Here is an 18,331-nt window from a genome sequence, read left to right on the forward strand (position 1 = left end):
GGGACGGGCCGCGTCCTACTCCCAGTCCCAGCCGATCCCCAGCATCCCCGACCTGACCCGCGGCTCCACGAGGTGCACCGAATGGTGCTGCCCGCTGAGCACCAGATCCTGCCGGCCGCCGCGCGGTGCCGCCGGAGAGTGCTGCGTGAAGCGGTGGCAGCGCACCGGAAGCGCCGCGGCGTCGAACCGCACCTGGAGCGCGTACTGCCCGCCCGCCGTACCGAACCCGCGGACGTACTCGCGCGACACACCGGCCGTGGCGTCCTCGACGCCGTAGCGGAGGAGATGGGTGTCGCCGGCCCCCAGCCGGGTGTCGAAGAGCAGCTCGGTGACGAGCACACCGGTCTCCTGGTGGGTGCGGACACGGCCGGTGCGGCAGTTCTCCAGCGCGTGGACGGTCATCCGCGCGGGAACGCATCCCGGATCGCCGTAGTGGACCGCGACGAAGCGGTCCACGCCGTCGCGGTGGGCACGGACGATGAGGTGCGACTCGCGTCCCGCCAGCTCACGGCGGGGACCGATCCGGATCCGTTCGTGGTGCCCCAGGGTGTGCACCCCGCCGTCCGGCGACGGGTACCCCAGTTCGGTCAGCAGCTGGTCCAGGACGCCCGAGGCCGCCAGGTGGGCACGGTAGGAGCGGCCCGCGGGCCGTCGCTCCTCGGGTTCCGCGTCGGACTCGGCGAGCAGGCGTATCAGCGACTCCTCGGGCAACTGGAGTATCTCCTCCAGAGCCCGCACCGCCCGGAGGGACTCCGGACGCTGCGGACGGCGGGCGCCCTGCTGCCAGTAGCTCAGACTCGTGACGCCCACCTTCACCCCGTGGCGGGACAGATGGTGCTGCACGCGCTGCAGCGGCAGTCCGCGGGCGGCGATCGCCGCCCGCAGGGCGACGTGGAAGGGACCACCGCGCAGGGCCGAGTCGAGTTGCGCGGTGGCGACGTCCGCGTGCTGTGTGGCGTGCGGCATGCAGGGGCCCTTCTGTGAAGTTCACGGCGGCTGGTCAGGCCGTCGACACGGATCGACCGGGGCCGCCCGCCCCCGCTCGCGACGCAGAGGTCTTCACATCCGTACGCCGCGCTTCAGGCCCCGAGTCCCCCCGCATTGAAGCGTGTCGACCTAGTCCCGACAACACCTGGCGCCCGACCGCCACCCGCTCCTGGCCGAGAACGCACGGGCCCGCGGTCCCGGGGGCCACCCGCCGTGACCGACCGGCCCCGTACCGTCTTCCCCGGCCTCTCCCGCCGGCCGTCCACAGGGGCCCGGCCCGTCGTCCACAGGCCCGCCGGAGTGTCGGTCCGCGCCAGTAGGGTGTGAGTCATGGCCGACCCCTCCAGCTACCGCCCCAGGCCGGGAGAGATCCCGGACTCCCCGGGGGTGTACAGGTTCCGTGACGAGCACCGCCGGGTGATCTACGTCGGAAAGGCGAAGAGCCTGCGCCAGCGCCTGGCGAACTACTTCCAGGACCTGGCGCACCTGCATCCGCGCACCCGCACCATGGTCACGACCGCCGCGTCCGTGGAATGGACGGTGGTGTCCACCGAGGTCGAGGCGCTGCAGCTGGAGTACTCCTGGATCAAGGAGTACGACCCCCGGTTCAACGTCAAGTACCGCGACGACAAGAGCTACCCGTACCTCGCGGTGACGATGAACGAGGAGTTCCCCCGCGTCCAGGTGATGCGCGGCCAGAAGAAGAAGGGCGTGCGCTACTTCGGGCCGTACGGGCATGCCTGGGCGATCCGTGACACGGTCGACCTCCTGCTGCGCGTCTTCCCGGTGCGCACCTGCTCCGCGGGCGTCTTCAAGAACGCCGCCCGCACCGGCCGCCCCTGCCTGCTCGGATACATCGGCAAGTGCTCGGCGCCCTGCGTCGGCCGCATCACCCCCGACGACCACTGGGACCTGGCCGACGAGTTCTGCGACTTCATGGCCGGCCGCACCGGTACCTACCTGCGCCGCCTGGAGCGGCAGATGGCCGAGGCGGCCGAGGACATGGAGTACGAGCGGGCGGCCCGCCTGCGGGACGACATCGGGGCGCTCAAGAAGGCCATGGAGAAGAGCGCGGTCGTGCTCGCCGACGCCACCGACGCCGACCTGATCGCGGTCGCCGAGGACGAGCTGGAGGCGGCCGTCCAGATCTTCCACGTGCGCGGCGGACGCGTGCGCGGTCAGCGCGGCTGGGTCACCGACAAGGTGGAGGAGATCACCACCGGCGCCCTCGTCGAGCACGCCCTCCAGCAGCTGTACGGCGAGGAGAGGGGGGACGCCGTGCCCAAGGAGGTCCTGGTCCCCGCCCTGCCCGACCCGGTGGAGCCCGTCCAGCAGTGGCTGGCCGAGCGCCGTGGATCGGGGGTGTCGCTGCGCATCCCGCAGCGCGGCGACAAGAAGGCGCTGATGGAGACCGTCCAGCGCAACGCCCAGCAGGCCCTCGTCCTGCACAAGACCAAGCGTGCCTCCGACCTGACGACGCGCTCGCGCGCGCTGGAGGAGATCGCCGAGGCCCTCGACCTGGACAGCGCCCCGCTCAGGATCGAGTGCTACGACATCTCGCACCTCCAGGGCGACGACGTCGTGGCCTCCATGGTCGTCTTCGAGGACGGGCTGGCCCGGAAGAGCGAATACCGGCGGTTCCAGATCAAGGGCTTCGAGGGACAGGACGACGTCCGTTCCATGCACGAGGTCATCACCCGCCGCTTCCGCCGCTACCTCGCCGAGAAGGAGAAGACCGGCGAGTGGGCGGACGGCGAGGCACTGACCGACGACGCCCGGCACCCGAACGGCGACGCCGCCCCCGACGGCGACGCCGCCGCCCCGGACGACGCCGCCGCCTCCGACGACGGCGCGGCACGCACGGGCGGGCGGGGACTCACGGACGGGCAGGAGCTCACGGACGGCCCCGCGCTCAAGGACGACGACGGCCGGCCCAAGCGCTTCGCCTACCCGCCCCAGCTCGTCGTCGTCGACGGAGGGCAACCGCAGGTCGCCGCCGCCCAGCGGGCGCTGGACGAGCTGGGCATCGACGACATCGCCGTGTGCGGTCTCGCCAAGCGCCTGGAGGAGGTCTGGCTGCCCCGCGAGGACGACCCGGTCGTCCTGCCCCGCACCAGCGAGGGCCTCTACCTGCTGCAGCGGGTCCGCGACGAGGCCCACCGCTTCGCGATCACCTACCAGCGCGCCAAACGCGCCAAACGCTTCCGGGCCGGCCCGCTGGACGACGTGCCCGGCCTGGGGGAGACCCGCAAGCAGGCGCTGATCAAGCACTTCGGTTCGGTGAAGAAGCTGCGGTCGGCGACGATCGACCAGATCTGCGAGGTGCCCGGCATAGGCCGCAAGACGGCCGAGACGGTCGCCGTGGCCCTCGCCCGGGCCACCCCGGCCGCGCCCGCCGTGAACACGGCGACCGGAGAGATCATGGATGACGACGACGGGGCACCCGAGACGACGGCGGATGCCCCGGACGAACGACGGGGGCAGGAGAGATGACCGAGCACGAGGCACAGCCCGCAGCGGAGCGAGAACAGGCGCGGCCCGCAGCCGGACGGGATCAGGCGGGTCCCGCGACGGGACGAGAACAGCCCCGGCACACCGCCGAGCGGGAACAGACGCACGACGACGGAGCACAGGTGAGTACGGGCAAGGAAACGGCCGGGGCGCACGAGGCGGCCATCCCCGAGCTGGTGATCATCTCCGGCATGTCCGGAGCCGGCCGCTCGACGGCCGCCAAGTGTCTGGAGGACCTGGGCTGGTTCGTCGTCGACAACCTCCCGCCCGCGCTGATCCCCACCATGGTGGAGCTCGGCGCCCGCTCCCAGGGCAACGTGGCCCGCATCGCGGTGGTCGTCGACGTCCGCGGCCGGCGCTTCTTCGACAATCTGCGCGAGTCCCTCGCGGACCTCGACGCGCGCGGCGTCACCCGCCGGATCGTCTTCCTGGAGTCCTCCGACGACGCCCTGGTGCGCCGCTTCGAGTCGGTGCGCCGCCCGCACCCCCTCCAGGGCGACGGCCGCATCGTCGACGGCATCGCCGCCGAGCGCGAGCTCCTGCGCGAGCTGCGCGGCGACGCCGACCTGGTGATCGACACCTCCAGCCTCAACGTGCACGAGCTGCGCGCCAAGATGGACGCCCAGTTCGCCGGCGACCAGGAGCCCGAGCTGCGGGCCACGGTGATGTCCTTCGGCTTCAAGTACGGCCTCCCGGTCGACGCCGACCTCGTCGTCGACATGCGCTTCCTGCCCAACCCGCACTGGGTCCCGGAGCTGCGCCCCTTCACCGGCCTCAACGAGGAGGTGTCGAGCTACGTCCTCAACCAGCCCGGGGCCAAGGAGTTCCTGGACCGCTATGCCGAGCTGCTCCAGCTGATCGCCGCGGGCTACCGTCGGGAGGGCAAGCGCTATGTGACCGTCGCCGTCGGCTGCACCGGCGGCAAGCACCGGTCCGTGGCCATGTCGGAGAAGCTCGCCGCCCGGCTCGCCGCCGAGGGCGTGGAGACGGTGGTCGTCCACCGGGACATGGGACGGGAATGACAGGGGAATGACAGGACGTACTCCGCGGCTGAGCAGGCTGCGCCGGGTGGTGCCCGAGGGACGCGGCGGCAGACCCGCCGACGCCCGCGCCGCCCGGCCCGAACAGGCGCGCGGCGCCAAGCCGCGCCGCCGGGGCGCCCAGCCCAAGGTCGTCGCCCTCGGCGGCGGCATGGGCCTGTCCGCCTCGCTCGCCGCGCTGCGCCGGATCACCGGCGACCTCACCGCCGTCGTCACCGTCGCCGACGACGGCGGCTCCAGCGGGCGCCTGCGCGACGAGCTGGGCGTCCTGCCGCCCGGCGACCTGCGCAAGGCGCTGGCCGCGCTGTGCGGCGACGACGACTGGGGCCAGACCTGGGCCCGCGTCATCCAGCACCGCTTCCAGTCCCAGGGCGACCTGCACGAACACGCGGTCGGCAATCTGCTGATCGTCGCCCTGTGGGAGCAGCTCGGCGACCACGTCCAGGCGCTGGACCTGGTGGGCAAGCTGCTCGGCGCACACGGCCGGGTGCTGCCCATGTCCGCCGTACCGCTGGAGCTCCAGGCCCTGGTCAGGGGCCACGAGCCGGAGCGGCCCGACGAGGTGGACACCGTACGGGGGCAGGCGACCGTGGCGCTCACGCCCGGCGAGGTGCAGTCCGTGCACCTGGTGCCCAGCGACCCGCCCGCCGTCCCCGAGGCGGTCGACGCCGTCCTGGACGCCGACTGGGTGGTGCTCGGTCCCGGCTCCTGGTTCTCCTCGGTCATCCCGCACCTGCTCGTGCCGGATCTGCTGGACGCGCTGGTCGAGACGAAGGCGCGCCGGGTGCTCTCGCTGAACCTCGCCCCGCAGCCCGGAGAAACTGAGGGCTTCTCCCCGCAGCGTCATTTGGAGGTTTTGGGACGACACGCCCCTAAACTCGCCCTGGACGTGGTGCTGGCCGACGAGGCCGCCGTGCCCGACCGTGACTCGCTCACCGACGCCGCGAAACGGTTCGGCGCCGCGGTCGAGCTGGCTCCGGTCGCCCGGACCGACGGGACCCCGAGGCACGACCCGGAGCTGCTGGCCGCCGCGTACGACCGTATTTTTCGGATGCATGGAAGGATCGGCCCATGGCGATGACGGCAGCGGTGAAGAGCGAGATCTCCCAGCTCCCCGTCACCCGGACCTGCTGCAGAAAGGCGGAGGTCTCCGCCGTGCTGCGGTTCGCCGGCGGCCTCCACCTGGTGAGCGGACGCATCGTGATCGAGGCGGAGCTGGACACCGGGAACGCGGCGCGACGGCTCAAGCGGGACATCCTGGAGATCTTCGGGCACAGCTCGGAGCTGATCGTGATGGCGCCGGGCGGGCTGCGCCGCGGTTCGCGTTTCGTGGTCCGGGTGGTCGCGGGCGGTGACCAGCTGGCCCGGCAGACCGGTCTGGTGGACGGCCGGGGCCGCCCGATCCGGGGCCTGCCGCCGCAGGTGGTCTCGGGGGCCACCTGCGACGCCGAGGCCGCCTGGCGCGGGGCCTTCCTGGCGCACGGCTCGCTCACCGAGCCCGGCCGCTCCTCCTCCCTGGAGGTGACCTGCCCGGGGCCCGAGGCGGCGCTCGCCCTGGTCGGCGCCGCCCGCCGGCTGTCGATCCCCGCCAAGGCCCGCGAGGTGCGCGGCGTGGACCGGGTCGTGGTCCGCGACGGCGACGCGATCGGCGCGCTGCTCACCCGGCTCGGCGCCCACGACTCGGTGCTGGCCTGGGAGGAGCGCAGGCTGCGGCGCGAGGTCCGCGCCACCGCCAACCGGCTCGCCAACTTCGACGACGCCAACCTGCGCCGCTCCGCCCGCGCGGCCGTCGCCGCCGGTGCCCGGGTGCAGCGCGCCCTGGAGATCCTCGCCGACGACGTGCCCGAGCACCTCGCCGCGGCGGGCCGGCTGCGCATGGAGCACAAGCAGGCCTCCCTGGAGGAACTGGGCGCCCTCGCCGACCCGCCGCTGACCAAGGACGCCGTCGCCGGACGCATCCGCCGTCTGCTGGCCATGGCCGACAAGCGGGCCTCGGACCTCGGCATCGCCGGTACGGACGCCAACCTCGGCGAGGAGGAGCTGGCCGACAACCTCGTCGGCTGACCGGACGCCCCGGCCCCGTGCCTCCGGGCCGGCCGCGCGGAACGAGGACAACGAGCCGGTGCCGGCGCCCACTTGGGTGACCGGCACCGGCTTTCGCGTGTCCTTGCCGCACTCTTGACTCGATCATGAGCTGTCATGAGCCTGGCATCTGTTCGCCGCTGTGGCGGACGCAGGCCTGTCGGACAGGCCCCATCTAGGGGGGTTCATGAGACGAAGAGCGAGATCGATCCTCGCTGTCGGCGCGCTCCTGATCGGCGGAGCGAGCTTCGCGCCCATCGCCCAGGCACAACCCGCGGACCCGGGGACCCCGGACGCGAACGAAGTGAAGGTCTTCCGCGCCGACGTCACCAAGGAGCAGGTACCCCTGCTGCTGGCGACCGGCCAGGACGGCCACGAACTCGGCGAGCAGGTACCCGACCGGGGGACCGCCGCCGTCGAGCTGTACCTCACCGAGAAGCAGGCCGGCACGCTGGAGGAACAGGGCGTCGACCTCACCGAGCACACCCTGTCCCCCCAGGCCGAGAAGCGCGTCGAGAGCGCCGCCGACGGCGTCTTCCGCCCGTACAGCGGCAGTGGCGGCCTGCGCGAGGAGATCCTGCGGACCGCCCAGGAGAACCCCGGCCTCACCAAGGTCGTCTCCATCGGCAAGACGGTCAACGGCCAGGACATCCTGGCGCTCAAGCTCACCAAGCACGCGAAGAAGTCCAAGGACGGCTCCAAGCCCTCCGTCCTCTACATGTCCAACCAGCACGCGCGCGAGTGGATCACCCCGGAGATGACCCGGCGGCTGATGCACCACTACCTGGACAACTACAAGAAGGACCGGCGGATCAGGGAGATCGTCGACTCCACCGAGCTGTGGTTCGTCCTGTCGGCCAACCCCGACGGCTACGACTACACCTTCGAGAGCACCGACAACCGCCTCTGGCGCAAGAACCTGCGCGACGTCAACGGCGACGGCACCATCGGCACCGGCGACGGCGTCGACCTCAACCGGAACTTCGCCTACAAGTGGGGTTACGACGACGAGGGCTCGTCCCCCAACCCCACCAGCGAGACCTACCGGGGCGCGAGCCCCGGCTCCGAGCCCGAGACCAAGGCGCTGGACGCCTTCCAGAAGCGCATCGGCTTCACCTACGGCATCAACTACCACTCCGCCGCCGAACTCCTCCTCTACGGCGTCGGCTGGCAGGTGGCCACCAACACCCCGGACGACGTCCTCTACAAGGCGCTGGCCGGCACCCCCGACAACTCGGCGATCCCCGGCTACCACCCGCAGGTCTCCTCGGAGCTGTACACCACCAACGGCGAGGCCGACGGGCACGCGGCCAACGTCAACGGCATGGCGATGTTCACCCCGGAGATGTCGACCTGCAAGACGGCCTCCGACGTGGACCCCGACGACCAGTGGAACGCGCGCGACTGCCAGTCCGGCTTCAACTTCCCCGACGACGAGAAGCTGATCCAGCAGGAGTTCGCCAAGAACGTCCCGTTCGCGCTCTCCGTCGCCGAGACCGCCGCCCACCCCGACCGGCCGTCCTCCTCGGTCGGCCTGGACGCCGCCGACTTCACCCCCGCCCCCTTCACCACCTCCTACGCGCGCGGCGCCGACCAGGAGGTCTCCGTCGTCGTCCGCAAGTCCGTGCGCGACAAGGAGCTGAAGTACCGCGTCAACGGCGGACGCACCCACGACGCGACGCTGCGGCCCTGGCGGGGCGGCGAGACGTACGGCGGCGAGGACAACCTCTACTTCGACGAGTACCGGGCCAAGGTCAGCAGCGCCGACCCCGGCGACCGCGTCGAGGTCTGGTTCACCGGCGAGACACCGCGCGGCACCCATGACCGGCACGGCAAGCGCGCCGAGAGCGAGCACTTCACCTACACGGTCGCCGAGCGGCCCCGCGCCGACGTCCTCGTCGTCGCCGAGGAGGGCGCGAAGGCCACGCAGACCCGGACGTACCTGGACGCCCTCAAGGCCAACGGCCAGCGCGCCGCCGTCTGGGACGTCGCCACCCAGGGCGCCCCCGACGCGCTCGGCGTCCTCGGCCACTTCGACACGGTCGTCCACTACACGGGCGCCGCGGTGCCCGGCAACGCCACCCAGCTCCAGCTGCGGGCCTTCCTCAACGAGGGCGGCAAGCTGATCGAGGCCGGCGAGCAGGCCGGCGGCGACGTCGACCTCGGCGGCGGCACCCTCTCCGACGACTTCAGCCAGTACTACCTGGGCGCCTACACCCACACCGCCACCGCCGGCGCCACCGGGTTCACCGGCTCCGGCAAGCTCGACAAGGCCGACGGCGCCCTCGGCGACGCCCCCGGCAACCCGCTGGACGCCGCCGGCGCGTACAGCGTGACCTCCGACGAGCTCGACCCCGGCACCTACCCGCAGTTCGCGAGCGCGGGCGCCGGGAAGTTCGCCGGGACGGTCAACCCGTACGGTCCCTACGCGGGGGAGTGGATGGCCGCCGCCGTCCACACCGACGACGCCTACAAGCGCCTCACCCGCACCGTCGACCTCACCGGAGTCACCGCCTCCGAGCGCCCCACGCTCCGCACCCAGCTGCTGTGGGACACCGAGCGCGGCTACGACCACGCCCTGGTCGAGGCGCACACCACCGGCGCCGACGACTGGACCACCCTGCCCGAGGCGAACGGCGCCACCGGCACCGCCGTGCCCGCCGAGTGCGCGGCCGGGTTCTACCTGGCCGGGCACCCCTGGCTGGCGCACTACCTGACCCTGTCCGACGAGGGCTGCACCGCGACCGGCACCACCGGCCAGTGGAACAGCCTCACCGGCTCCTCCGGCGGCTGGAAGCAGGTCGAGTTCGACCTGAGCGCCTACGCCGGGAAGTCCGTCGAGCTGTCCATCGCCTACGTCACCGACCCCGGCAGCGGCGGCCGCGGCGTCCTCGCCGACGAGGCCTCCCTGGTCGTCGGCGGCACGGCGACGCAGACCGAGGGTTTCGAGACCTCGCTGGGGGCCTGGCAGGTCTCCGGTCCGCCGGCGGGCAGCCCCGCCGTCCTGAAGGACTGGACCCGCACCGGGACCCTGTTCCAGACCTACGGCGCCATCACCACGGACGACACCGTGCTGCTCGGCTTCGGCCTGGAGCACCTCGCCGAACCGGCCGCCCGCGCGGCACTGGTCCGGCAGGCGCTGCGTGCCCTGGACGAGTGAATCCCGGCGTGCGGGGGACTGACCCGGTGTAACCAGATCGGGTGATCGGTCCCCGTAGCCCAGGGCGGTCCGTACCCCTACTGGCGGGTACGGACCGCCCTGCCGGGTATGGGGCGTCTCGATGTCACCCCCGAGGCCCCGGAGAGGTAGGGTCGGAGGTGGTCGGGGACATCCCAAATACAGCTCGCCGGCACATCGGGCCGGCGTACCAACGAGGAGATCGGTTCGTGACGATCCGCGTAGGCATCAACGGCTTTGGCCGCATCGGTCGTAACTACTTCCGCGCGCTGCTGGAGCAGGGTGCGGACATCGAGATCGTGGCTGTCAACGACCTGGGTGACACCGCGACCACCGCCCACCTGCTGAAGTACGACACCATCCTCGGCCGCCTCAAGGCGGAGGTCTCGCACACCGAGGACACCATCACCGTCGACGGCAAGACCATCAAGGTCCTGTCCGAGCGCAACCCGGCCGACATCCCGTGGGGCGAGCTGGGCGTCGACATCGTGATCGAGTCGACCGGCATCTTCACGAAGAAGGCGGACGCGGAGAAGCACATCGCCGGCGGCGCCAAGAAGGTCCTCATCTCGGCTCCGGCCAAGGACGAGGACATCACCATCGTGATGGGCGTCAACCAGGACAAGTACGACCCGGCGAACCACCACGTCATCTCCAACGCCTCCTGCACCACCAACTGTGTGGCGCCGATGGCCAAGGTCCTCGACGAGAACTTCGGCATCGTCAAGGGCCTGATGACGACGGTCCACGCGTACACGAACGACCAGCGCATCCTGGACTTCCCGCACAAGGACCTGCGCCGCGCCCGTGCCGCCGCGGAGAACATCATCCCGACCACCACCGGTGCCGCCAAGGCCACCGCGCTGGTCCTGCCGCAGCTCAAGGGCAAGCTCGACGGCATCGCGATGCGCGTCCCGGTCCCGACCGGCTCGGCCACCGACCTGGTCGTGGAGCTCCAGCGCGAGGTCACCAAGGACGAGGTCAACGCCGCGTTCAAGAAGGCCGCCGACGACGGCGACCTCAAGGGCATCCTGTTCTACACCGAGGACGCGATCGTCTCCTCGGACATCGTCGGCGACCCGGCCTCCTGCACCTTCGACTCCTCCCTGACCATGGTCCAGGAGGGCAAGTCGGTGAAGATCCTCGGCTGGTACGACAACGAGTGGGGCTACTCGAACCGCCTCGTCGACCTCACGGTCTTCGTCGGCAACCAGCTCTGATCGACTTCAGCAAGGCACCTCATGCGGTAGCAGGGCTCGGGCAGCGCAAGGTCGCGCTGTCCGGGCCCTGCGTCGCGTCCGCCGCCACCAGCCCTCGTAGGATCACGAGCGATCCGAGAACCCAGGAGCCCTCTTGAAGACGATCGACGAACTGCTCTCCGAAGGCGTCGCGGGCAAGCGCGTCTTCGTCCGCGCCGACCTGAACGTCCCGCTGGACGGCACCACCATCACCGACGACGGCCGCATCCGCGCGGTAGTGCCCACCGTCGAGGCGCTGGCCGACGCGGGCGCCCGCGTGATCGTCGCCTCGCACCTGGGCCGCCCCAAGGGCGCCCCGGACCCCGCCTTCTCCCTCGCCCCGGCCGCCGCCCGCCTCGGTGAGCTGCTCGGCGCCGACGTCGCCTTCGCCGAGGACACGGTCGGCACCTCCGCCGAGGCCGCCGTCTCCGGCCTCGCCGACGGCGGTGTCGCCGTCATCGAGAACCTGCGCTTCAACGCCGGTGAGACCAGCAAGGACGACGCCGAGCGCGCCGCCTTCGCCGACAGGCTGGCCGGCCTCGCGGACGTCTACGTCGGTGACGGCTTCGGCGCGGTGCACCGGAAGCACGCGTCCGTCTTCGACCTGCCGAAGCGGCTCCCGCACTACGCCGGGTACCTCATCGCCACCGAGGTCGGCGTCCTCAAGAAGCTCACCGACGACGTGAAGCGCCCGTACGTGGTCGCGCTCGGCGGCGCCAAGGTCTCCGACAAGCTCGCCGTCATCGACCAGCTGCTCGGCAAGGCCGACCGGCTGCTCATCGGCGGCGGCATGGCGTACACCTTCCTCAAGGCCAAGGGGTACGAGGTCGGCATCTCGCTGCTCCAGGAGGACCAGATCCCGGCGGTCCAGGAGTACATCGAGCGCGCCGAGAAGAACGGCGTCGAGCTGGTGCTGCCCGTGGACGTCCTGGTCGCGCCCGAGTTCCCCGACCTCAAGACGAAGGCCCCGGCCAACCCCACCACCGTCGCCGCGGACGCCATCCCGGCCGACCAGGAGGGTCTGGACATCGGTCCCGAGACCCGCAAGCTGTACGCATCGAAGCTCGCCGACGCCGGCACCGTCTTCTGGAACGGTCCCATGGGCGTCTTCGAGCACCCCGACTACGCCGAGGGCACCAAAGCGGTCGCCCAGGCCCTCGTCGACGCCCCGGGCTTCACCGTGGTCGGCGGCGGCGACTCCGCCGCGGCCGTGCGCACGCTCGGCTTCGACGAGAACGCATTCGGCCACATCTCGACCGGCGGCGGCGCCTCCCTCGAATACCTCGAGGGCAAGACGCTCCCCGGCCTCGCCGCACTGGAGGACTGACCCCGATGACCACCCGCACGCCGCTGATGGCGGGCAACTGGAAGATGAACCTCAACCACCTGGAGGCCATCGCCCACGTCCAGAAGCTCGCCTTCGCCCTCGCGGACAAGGACTACGACGCCGTCGAGGTCGCCGTCCTCGCCCCCTTCACCGACCTGCGCTCCGTGCAGACCCTGGTCGACGGGGACAAGCTCAAGATCAAGTACGGTGCCCAGGACATCTCCGCCCACGACGGCGGCGCCTACACCGGCGAGATCTCGGGCCCGATGCTGGCCAAGCTGAAGTGCGCGTACGTGGCCGTCGGCCACTCCGAGCGCCGGCAGTACCACGCCGAGACCGACGAGATCGTGAACGCCAAGGTCAAGGCCGCCTACAAGCACGGCCTGACCCCGATCCTGTGCGTCGGCGAGGAGCTGGACGTCCGCGAGGCGGGCAACCACGTCGAGCACACCCTCGCCCAGGTCGAGGGCGGCCTGAAGGACCTCGCGGCCGAGCAGGCCGAGTCCGTCGTGATCGCCTACGAGCCCGTGTGGGCCATCGGCACCGGCAAGGTCTGCGGCGCCGACGACGCCCAGGAGGTCTGCGCGGCGATCCGCGGCAAGCTCGCCGAGCTGTACTCCCAGGAGCTGGCCGACAAGGTCCGCATCCAGTACGGCGGCTCCGTCAAGTCCGGCAACGTCGCCGAGATCATGGCGAAGCCCGACATCGACGGCGCCCTGGTCGGCGGCGCCTCGCTGGACTCGGACGAGTTCGTCAAGATCGTCCGCTTCCGCGACCAGTAGCCGGCTCCCGGGTCGAGAGGCAGATCGACCAGTGAGTATGCGCTAGCGGCGATACGTCGTACCCTTGCGGGGGCATGGTGGCCTGCTGTCACCGTGCCCCCGTCGTTCACCGTCGTTCATCCGAATCCGAGGAAGTTGGTCCAGCCGTGGTTTTGGGGTTCTCGATCGCCCTGATCGTCTTCAGCCTGCTGCTGATGCTGCTGGTGCTGATGCACAAGGGGAAGGGCGGCGGCCTCTCCGACATGTTCGGTGGCGGCATGCAGTCGTCCGTCGGTGGCTCCTCGGTCGCCGAGCGCAACCTCGACCGGATCACCGTTGTGGTCGGTCTGGCCTGGTTCGCCTGCATCATGGTGCTCGGCCTGCTCATGAAGGCCAACAACTGAGGGGTCCCGTCGCCCCGTCACACACTTGTGCACGTAAAGCCCCATGTCCGGTACGCGCCTCGGCGCGCCGCCTATCATGGGGCTTGCGTCTGTGCACTGGAGCTTGTAACTCCAAATACTGGACGCGCGTTGGGCCTTACGTAGACTGAGGCGCTCGCAGCGAAGCGAAACGCCGACTCGCTTCGCGGCACCATCACGCAGGGAGTTACGACCGTGGCAAGTGGCAACGCGATCCGGGGAAGCCGGGTCGGGGCGGGGCCGATGGGCGAGGCCGAGCGCGGCGAGTCCGCGCCGCGTCTGCGCATCTCCTTCTGGTGCTCCAACGGACACGAGACACAGCCGAGCTTCGCGAGCGACGCCCAGGTCCCGGAGACCTGGGACTGCCCGCGCTGCGGCTTCCCCGCCGGACAGGACCGGGACAATCCTCCCGACCCGCCGCGCACCGAGCCCTACAAGACCCACCTCGCGTACGTGCGCGAACGCCGCAGCGACGCGGACGGCGAGGCGATCCTCGCCGAGGCGCTCGCCAAACTGCGCGGCGAGATCTAGCTCCGTACACCGTCGGTTTCCGTCTCCGTCGGTCGCCTTCACTCCTGATCACTTAGGTTGGAACAGCTGTACAGGGGACAGCTGGGACACCCAAGGAAGAAGGCTGACGTCCGACATGAACGCAGACGGCCGTACCAGGCTCCACCAGACGCCCGAATGGGCCGCGCTGGTCAAGCACCGCGAGCAGCTCGGCGAGGTGCGGCTGCGCGAGCTGTTCGCCGCCGACCCGGGGCGCGGCACCGGCTGGACGCTGCGCGTGGGAGACCTCCACGTCGACTACTCGAAGCACCTGGTCACCGACGAGACGCTGGCCCTGCTCCAGGAGCTGGCCGCAGCGACCGGCGTGTCCGGGCTGCGCGACGCGATGTTCCGCGGTGAGCGGATCAACATCACCGAGGACCGGGCGGTGCTGCACACCGCGCTGCGGGCGCCGCGGGACGCGGTGATCGAGGTCGACGGCGAGAACGTCGTCCCCAAGGTGCACGCCGTGCTCGACAAGATGGCCGGCTTCGCCGACCGGGTCCGCTCCGGCGAGTGGACCGGCCACACCGGCCGGCGCATCAAGAACGTCGTCAACATCGGCATCGGCGGCTCCGACCTCGGTCCGGCGATGGCCTACGAGGCGCTGCGGGCCTTCACCGACCGCTCCCTCACCCTCCGCTTCGTGTCCAACGTGGACGGCGCCGACCTGCACGAGGCGGTCCGGGACCTGGACCCGGCCCAGACGCTGTTCGTCATCGCGTCCAAGACCTTCACCACCATCGAGACGATCACGAACGCCACTTCCGCCCGCTCCTGGCTGCTGGACGGCCTCGGGGGTGACGAGAAGGCGGTCGCGAAGCACTTCGTGGCCCTGTCGACCAACGCCGAGAAGGTCTCCGGCTTCGGCATCGACACGGCCAACATGTTCGAGTTCTGGGACTGGGTCGGCGGCCGCTACTCCTTCGACTCGGCCATCGGGCTGTCGCTGATGATCGCCATCGGCCCGGACCGCTTCCGGGAGATGCTCGACGGCTTCCACCTGGTCGACGAACACTTCCGCACCGCCCCCGCCGATTCCAACGTGCCGCTGCTGATGGGGCTGTTGGGCGTCTGGTACGGCAGCTTCCTGGGCGCGCAGTCGCACGCGGTGCTGCCGTACTCGCACTACCTGTCGAAGTTCACCGCGTACCTCCAGCAGCTGGACATGGAGTCCAACGGCAAGTCCGTCGACCGCGAGGGCAATCCCGTGGAGTGGCAGACCGGGCCGGTGGTGTGGGGCACGCCCGGCACCAACGGGCAGCACGCGTACTACCAGTTGATCCATCAGGGCACGAAGCTGATCCCGGCGGACTTCATCGGCTTCGCGCGGCCCGTGGGCGAGCTGAGCGACGAACTCAAGGTCCAGCACGACCTGCTGATGGCCAACTTCTTCGCTCAGACCCAGGCCCTCGCCTTCGGCAAGACCCCGGACGAGGTACGCGCCGAGGGGGTGCCGGAGGAGCTGGTCCCGCACAAGACCTTCCGCGGCAACCACCCCACCACGACCGTCCTGGCCGCCGAACTGACTCCCTCCGTCCTCGGCCAGCTCATCGCCCTCTACGAGCACAAGGTCTTCGTCCAGGGCGCGATCTGGAACATCGACTCCTTCGACCAGTGGGGCGTCGAACTCGGCAAGGTGCTCGCCAAGCGGATCGAACCCGCGCTGACCGAGGGCGCGGACGTGCCGGGGCTGGACGCCTCCACGGTGGCGCTGGTCGCCGCCTACCGGGAGCTGCGCGACCGGCAGTGAGCGGAACGGGGCGCGGTGGCCCGGCCGGTCCCGGTCAGGCCACCGCGCTCAGTGTGTCGGCGAGGCGCCGCCGGGCCGCCCGCGCCGACGGCACCGCGGCCAGCGCTGCCGCACCGAGCACCGCGGCCGCGCCCACCAGTACCAGGAGAGCGGGAGAGGGGACCTGGGCGATTCCCGCGCCGATGCCGCTGGAGGCGCCCTGGGCGTCGATCAGCCAGTGGGCGAGCGGCAGCCCGAGGGCGGCGGCGAGGAGCACGGCCGCCAGGGCGGTGCAGCCGGTCGCCGTGACGGTGATGCCGGTGATCTGGCGCGGGGAGAGCCCGATCGCCTTGAGGGCGAGCAGGTCCCGTTCGCTCTCCCGGACGGTGCCGCCGATCGCCGTGAGCAGTTCGATCAGCCCGACGAGGGCGAGGACGGCGATCAGTCCGAGGACCACCGCGCGCAACGGGGACAGCCCGTCGGCCGGGTTGGCCACGGCGTGCACGTCGAGCCGCCCGTGCCCGGCCTCCGCGAGCCGCCCGGCGACCTCGTCCGGGTCGGCTCCGGCCGCCAGACGCAGCTGGTAGAGGGTCGGCCGGAGCCGCGGATCGTTCTCCTGGAGGGTGTCCAGGGATGTGGAGATGACCCGGCCGGCGTTCTCCGGCTCGATGCTGCGGCCCACGATGTGGAGGATCTGCGGCCGGTCGCCGACGGTCATCCGCACCCAGTCGCCGACCTCCACCTCCAGCAGGTCCAGGAGGCCCTGCCCGGCCACCGCCTCGTCCGGTCCGTGCGCGCGGCGGCCCTCGGCCAGGGCGTACGGGTAGGGCTCCTCGCGGGTGCCGAGCCCGCGCAGGGCGATCGTCGCCGTCTGGCCCGGCACCAGGGCGGCGACCTCGACACCCGGGTAGGCGGCGGCGACCTGGGGGTCGCGCTCCAGCAGGGCCCGCGTGCCGCGCTCCCCGGTGTCGGTGTCAGCGCGGACGGTCAGCGCGGCCGGCAGGCCGATCTGCTCGGGCCGGCTGTGGAAGCGGTCGATGGTGGTCCACGCGCTCATCGCCACCACGATCAGCAGCAGCGGCAGCGTGAGCCGGGCCACCGTGGCGAACGAGCGCGGGCGGCGGGCGAACGCCTTGTGCCAGCCGAGCACGAGGGCGGGCGGTACGCGTACCTCCAGTTCCCGCACGCCGGGCGGTACGCGTACCTCCAGATCCCGCACGCCGGGCGACGCCCCGGCACCCGGTGCACCCGCTCCGTCGGAACCCCGGACACCACGTCCCTGCCATCGGACTCCCACCGGCACCCGGAACATCCGCAGCCCCAGCGCCCGGCGAGCCGCCACGGACAGCCCGCCGCCCTGCGCCCCCGCCGGACGCGGCAGCGGAACCGGCGGCACCCGGCCGGCCCGCCAGGCCGCGAGGCCCGTAGTGGCGCCGATGAACAGCACCGCGCACGCCGGTACGACGAACAGCGCGACGGTGTGCCCGGGCAGCCCCTGCCAGACGCCGACCGCGTCCCCGAGCCGCCCCGGGACGCGGCTGCCCAGGGCCTGGACGGTCGCGGCGGCGGCCACCGCGCCGAGCAGCGCGTAGGCGAGGTGCTGGAGCAGGAAGACCCGCACGACCTGGCCCGGTGTGAAGCCGATCGCCTTCAGCACCGAGATGTCCCGCAGATGCCCTCGGATCCGGGTGCCGATCGCCCCGTGCACCGCCAGCCCAGCGGCGAGCAGCGCGCCCAGCCCGAACAGCCCGAGCACCTGACCGAGCAGCCGGTTGTCGCCCTGTGCTTCCGCGCGGGCCTGCTCCCAGGTGGAGACCTGCCCGATCGCCCCGGCGCCCAGTACGGTCACCGCCCGCTGCACGGCGTAGTCCGTCTCCCCGGGATCGGTCAGCCGCAGTCCGATCACCTGGCCGCCCGGGTCGGGCACCGCGGCCGGGGGCGCCCACACCAGGCCCGGCTGCTCGCCAGGCCGGTAGCGGCGTTCGGGGCTGTCGGCGATGCCGAGCACCGTGAGGGTGCGCGAGGTGCCGGTCAGGGTGAGGGTGTCGCCGGGCTGGGCCAGCAGTGCGCGGGCGAGGCGGGTCTCCAGGACCACCCCGTCGGGGTCGTCGGCGTCGAGCCAGTGCCCGGCGGTGAGCAGCGGGCGCCCCACGTCGGGCCGCTCGGCGGTGCCGCGCAGCTCGACGGAGGCCCGGGTGCCGCGCACGGCGACGGTGGTGGAGGCGGTGGGGTAGGGGCCGGCGACGGACTGGACGCCGTCCAGCGCGGCCAGGTCGCCGGTGTCGGCGGCGCGGTCGGTGTGCAGCCAGACGTGCGCGCCGCGCGCCTGTGTGAAGACCCGCTGCCAGGGGTTGGTCGCGTACCCGAACAGGGCCGTGGCCAGCAGCAGCGACGCGACGATCCCCGCGGTGGCGAGGACGAGGAACAGCGCCTCGCCCCGGTGCGTGCGCAGATCGGAGTGGGCCCAGCGCAGAGTGGCTCGCACGGGCTCAGCCCTCCGGTGC

The 18,331-nt window shown here is 71.7% G+C and carries 13 protein-coding genes; 11 read left to right on the forward strand and 2 right to left on the reverse strand.

What is annotated here, in order from left to right; genetic code table 11:
* Nucleotides 1-15: 15 nt before the first annotated feature.
* A complete protein-coding gene (locus Sru02f_RS09195) occupies nt 16-966 on the reverse strand; it encodes a hypothetical protein (protein ID WP_109031937.1) in 951 nt (316 codons plus the stop codon).
* Nucleotides 967-1,317: 351 nt separating this feature from the next.
* On the opposite strand from Sru02f_RS09195, the gene uvrC reads away from it, so the two are divergent.
* The 11 genes from uvrC (at nt 1,318) to pgi (ending at nt 15,848) form a co-directional block, all read left to right on the forward strand.
* Nucleotides 1,318-3,480, forward strand: a complete 2,163-nt coding sequence (uvrC, locus tag Sru02f_RS09200; protein ID WP_109031938.1) for an excinuclease ABC subunit UvrC — start codon at nt 1,318-1,320, stop codon at nt 3,478-3,480.
* Nucleotides 3,477-4,520 (forward strand): RNase adapter RapZ, encoded by a 1,044-nt coding sequence (rapZ, locus tag Sru02f_RS09205; RefSeq protein WP_109031939.1) that lies wholly within the window; start codon nt 3,477-3,479, stop codon nt 4,518-4,520. The genes uvrC and rapZ overlap by 4 nt, the downstream gene beginning before the upstream one ends.
* A gap of 7 nt (nt 4,521-4,527) precedes the next feature.
* Nucleotides 4,528-5,619 (forward strand): gluconeogenesis factor YvcK family protein, encoded by a 1,092-nt coding sequence (locus tag Sru02f_RS09210; protein WP_109031940.1) that lies wholly within the window; start codon nt 4,528-4,530, stop codon nt 5,617-5,619.
* Nucleotides 5,610-6,602, forward strand: coding sequence for a DNA-binding protein WhiA (gene whiA / locus Sru02f_RS09215; RefSeq protein ID WP_003976869.1), 993 nt, complete (start codon nt 5,610-5,612; stop codon nt 6,600-6,602). The genes Sru02f_RS09210 and whiA overlap by 10 nt, the downstream gene beginning before the upstream one ends.
* 205 nt (nt 6,603-6,807) lie before the next feature.
* A complete protein-coding gene (locus Sru02f_RS09220) occupies nt 6,808-9,780 on the forward strand; it encodes a M14 family metallopeptidase (protein ID WP_109031941.1) in 2,973 nt (990 codons plus the stop codon).
* 227 nt (nt 9,781-10,007) lie between these two features.
* Entirely contained in the window at nt 10,008-11,018 is a 1,011-nt protein-coding gene (gene gap / locus Sru02f_RS09225) for a type I glyceraldehyde-3-phosphate dehydrogenase (RefSeq protein ID WP_087809970.1), read from the forward strand.
* Nucleotides 11,019-11,151: 133 nt separating this feature from the next.
* The gene (locus Sru02f_RS09230) at nt 11,152-12,363 is read left to right on the forward strand and encodes a phosphoglycerate kinase (protein ID WP_109031942.1); all 1,212 of its coding nucleotides are present in this window, start codon (nt 11,152-11,154) and stop codon (nt 12,361-12,363) included.
* Nucleotides 12,364-12,368: 5 nt separating this feature from the next.
* Nucleotides 12,369-13,145, forward strand: a complete 777-nt coding sequence (gene tpiA / locus Sru02f_RS09235) for a triose-phosphate isomerase (protein WP_109031943.1) — start codon at nt 12,369-12,371, stop codon at nt 13,143-13,145.
* Nucleotides 13,146-13,291: 146 nt separating this feature from the next.
* A complete protein-coding gene (gene secG, locus Sru02f_RS09240) occupies nt 13,292-13,528 on the forward strand; it encodes a preprotein translocase subunit SecG (protein WP_016325957.1) in 237 nt (78 codons plus the stop codon).
* A 213-nt stretch (nt 13,529-13,741) separates the two neighbouring features.
* On the forward strand, nt 13,742-14,077 hold the full coding sequence (locus Sru02f_RS09245) for an RNA polymerase-binding protein RbpA (RefSeq protein ID WP_003976875.1): 336 nt from the start codon (nt 13,742-13,744) through the stop codon (nt 14,075-14,077).
* A gap of 115 nt (nt 14,078-14,192) precedes the next feature.
* On the forward strand, nt 14,193-15,848 hold the full coding sequence (gene pgi, locus Sru02f_RS09250; protein WP_109031944.1) for a glucose-6-phosphate isomerase: 1,656 nt from the start codon (nt 14,193-14,195) through the stop codon (nt 15,846-15,848).
* Between the two features lie 34 nt (nt 15,849-15,882).
* Here the strand turns inward: pgi and Sru02f_RS09255 are convergent, their stop codons facing one another.
* On the reverse strand, nt 15,883-18,312 hold the full coding sequence (locus tag Sru02f_RS09255) for an FtsX-like permease family protein (RefSeq protein ID WP_109031945.1): 2,430 nt from the start codon (nt 18,310-18,312) through the stop codon (nt 15,883-15,885).
* Nucleotides 18,313-18,331: the final 19 nt, after the last annotated feature.

This window comes from Streptomyces rubrogriseus, assembly GCF_027947575.1.
Lineage (GTDB): Bacteria > Actinomycetota > Actinomycetes > Streptomycetales > Streptomycetaceae > Streptomyces > Streptomyces rubrogriseus.

Coding starts and splice junctions, on each gene's coding strand:
- Sru02f_RS09195 (WP_109031937.1), bottom strand. CDS start 966: ATGCCGCACGCCACACAGCACGCGGACGTCGCCACCGCGCAACTCGAC.
- uvrC (WP_109031938.1), top strand. CDS start 1,318: ATGGCCGACCCCTCCAGCTACCGCCCCAGGCCGGGAGAGATCCCGGAC.
- rapZ (WP_109031939.1), top strand. CDS start 3,477: ATGACCGAGCACGAGGCACAGCCCGCAGCGGAGCGAGAACAGGCGCGG.
- Sru02f_RS09210 (WP_109031940.1), top strand. CDS start 4,528: ATGACAGGACGTACTCCGCGGCTGAGCAGGCTGCGCCGGGTGGTGCCC.
- whiA (WP_003976869.1), top strand. CDS start 5,610: ATGGCGATGACGGCAGCGGTGAAGAGCGAGATCTCCCAGCTCCCCGTC.
- Sru02f_RS09220 (WP_109031941.1), top strand. CDS start 6,808: ATGAGACGAAGAGCGAGATCGATCCTCGCTGTCGGCGCGCTCCTGATC.
- tpiA (WP_109031943.1), top strand. CDS start 12,369: ATGACCACCCGCACGCCGCTGATGGCGGGCAACTGGAAGATGAACCTC.
- pgi (WP_109031944.1), top strand. CDS start 14,193: ATGAACGCAGACGGCCGTACCAGGCTCCACCAGACGCCCGAATGGGCC.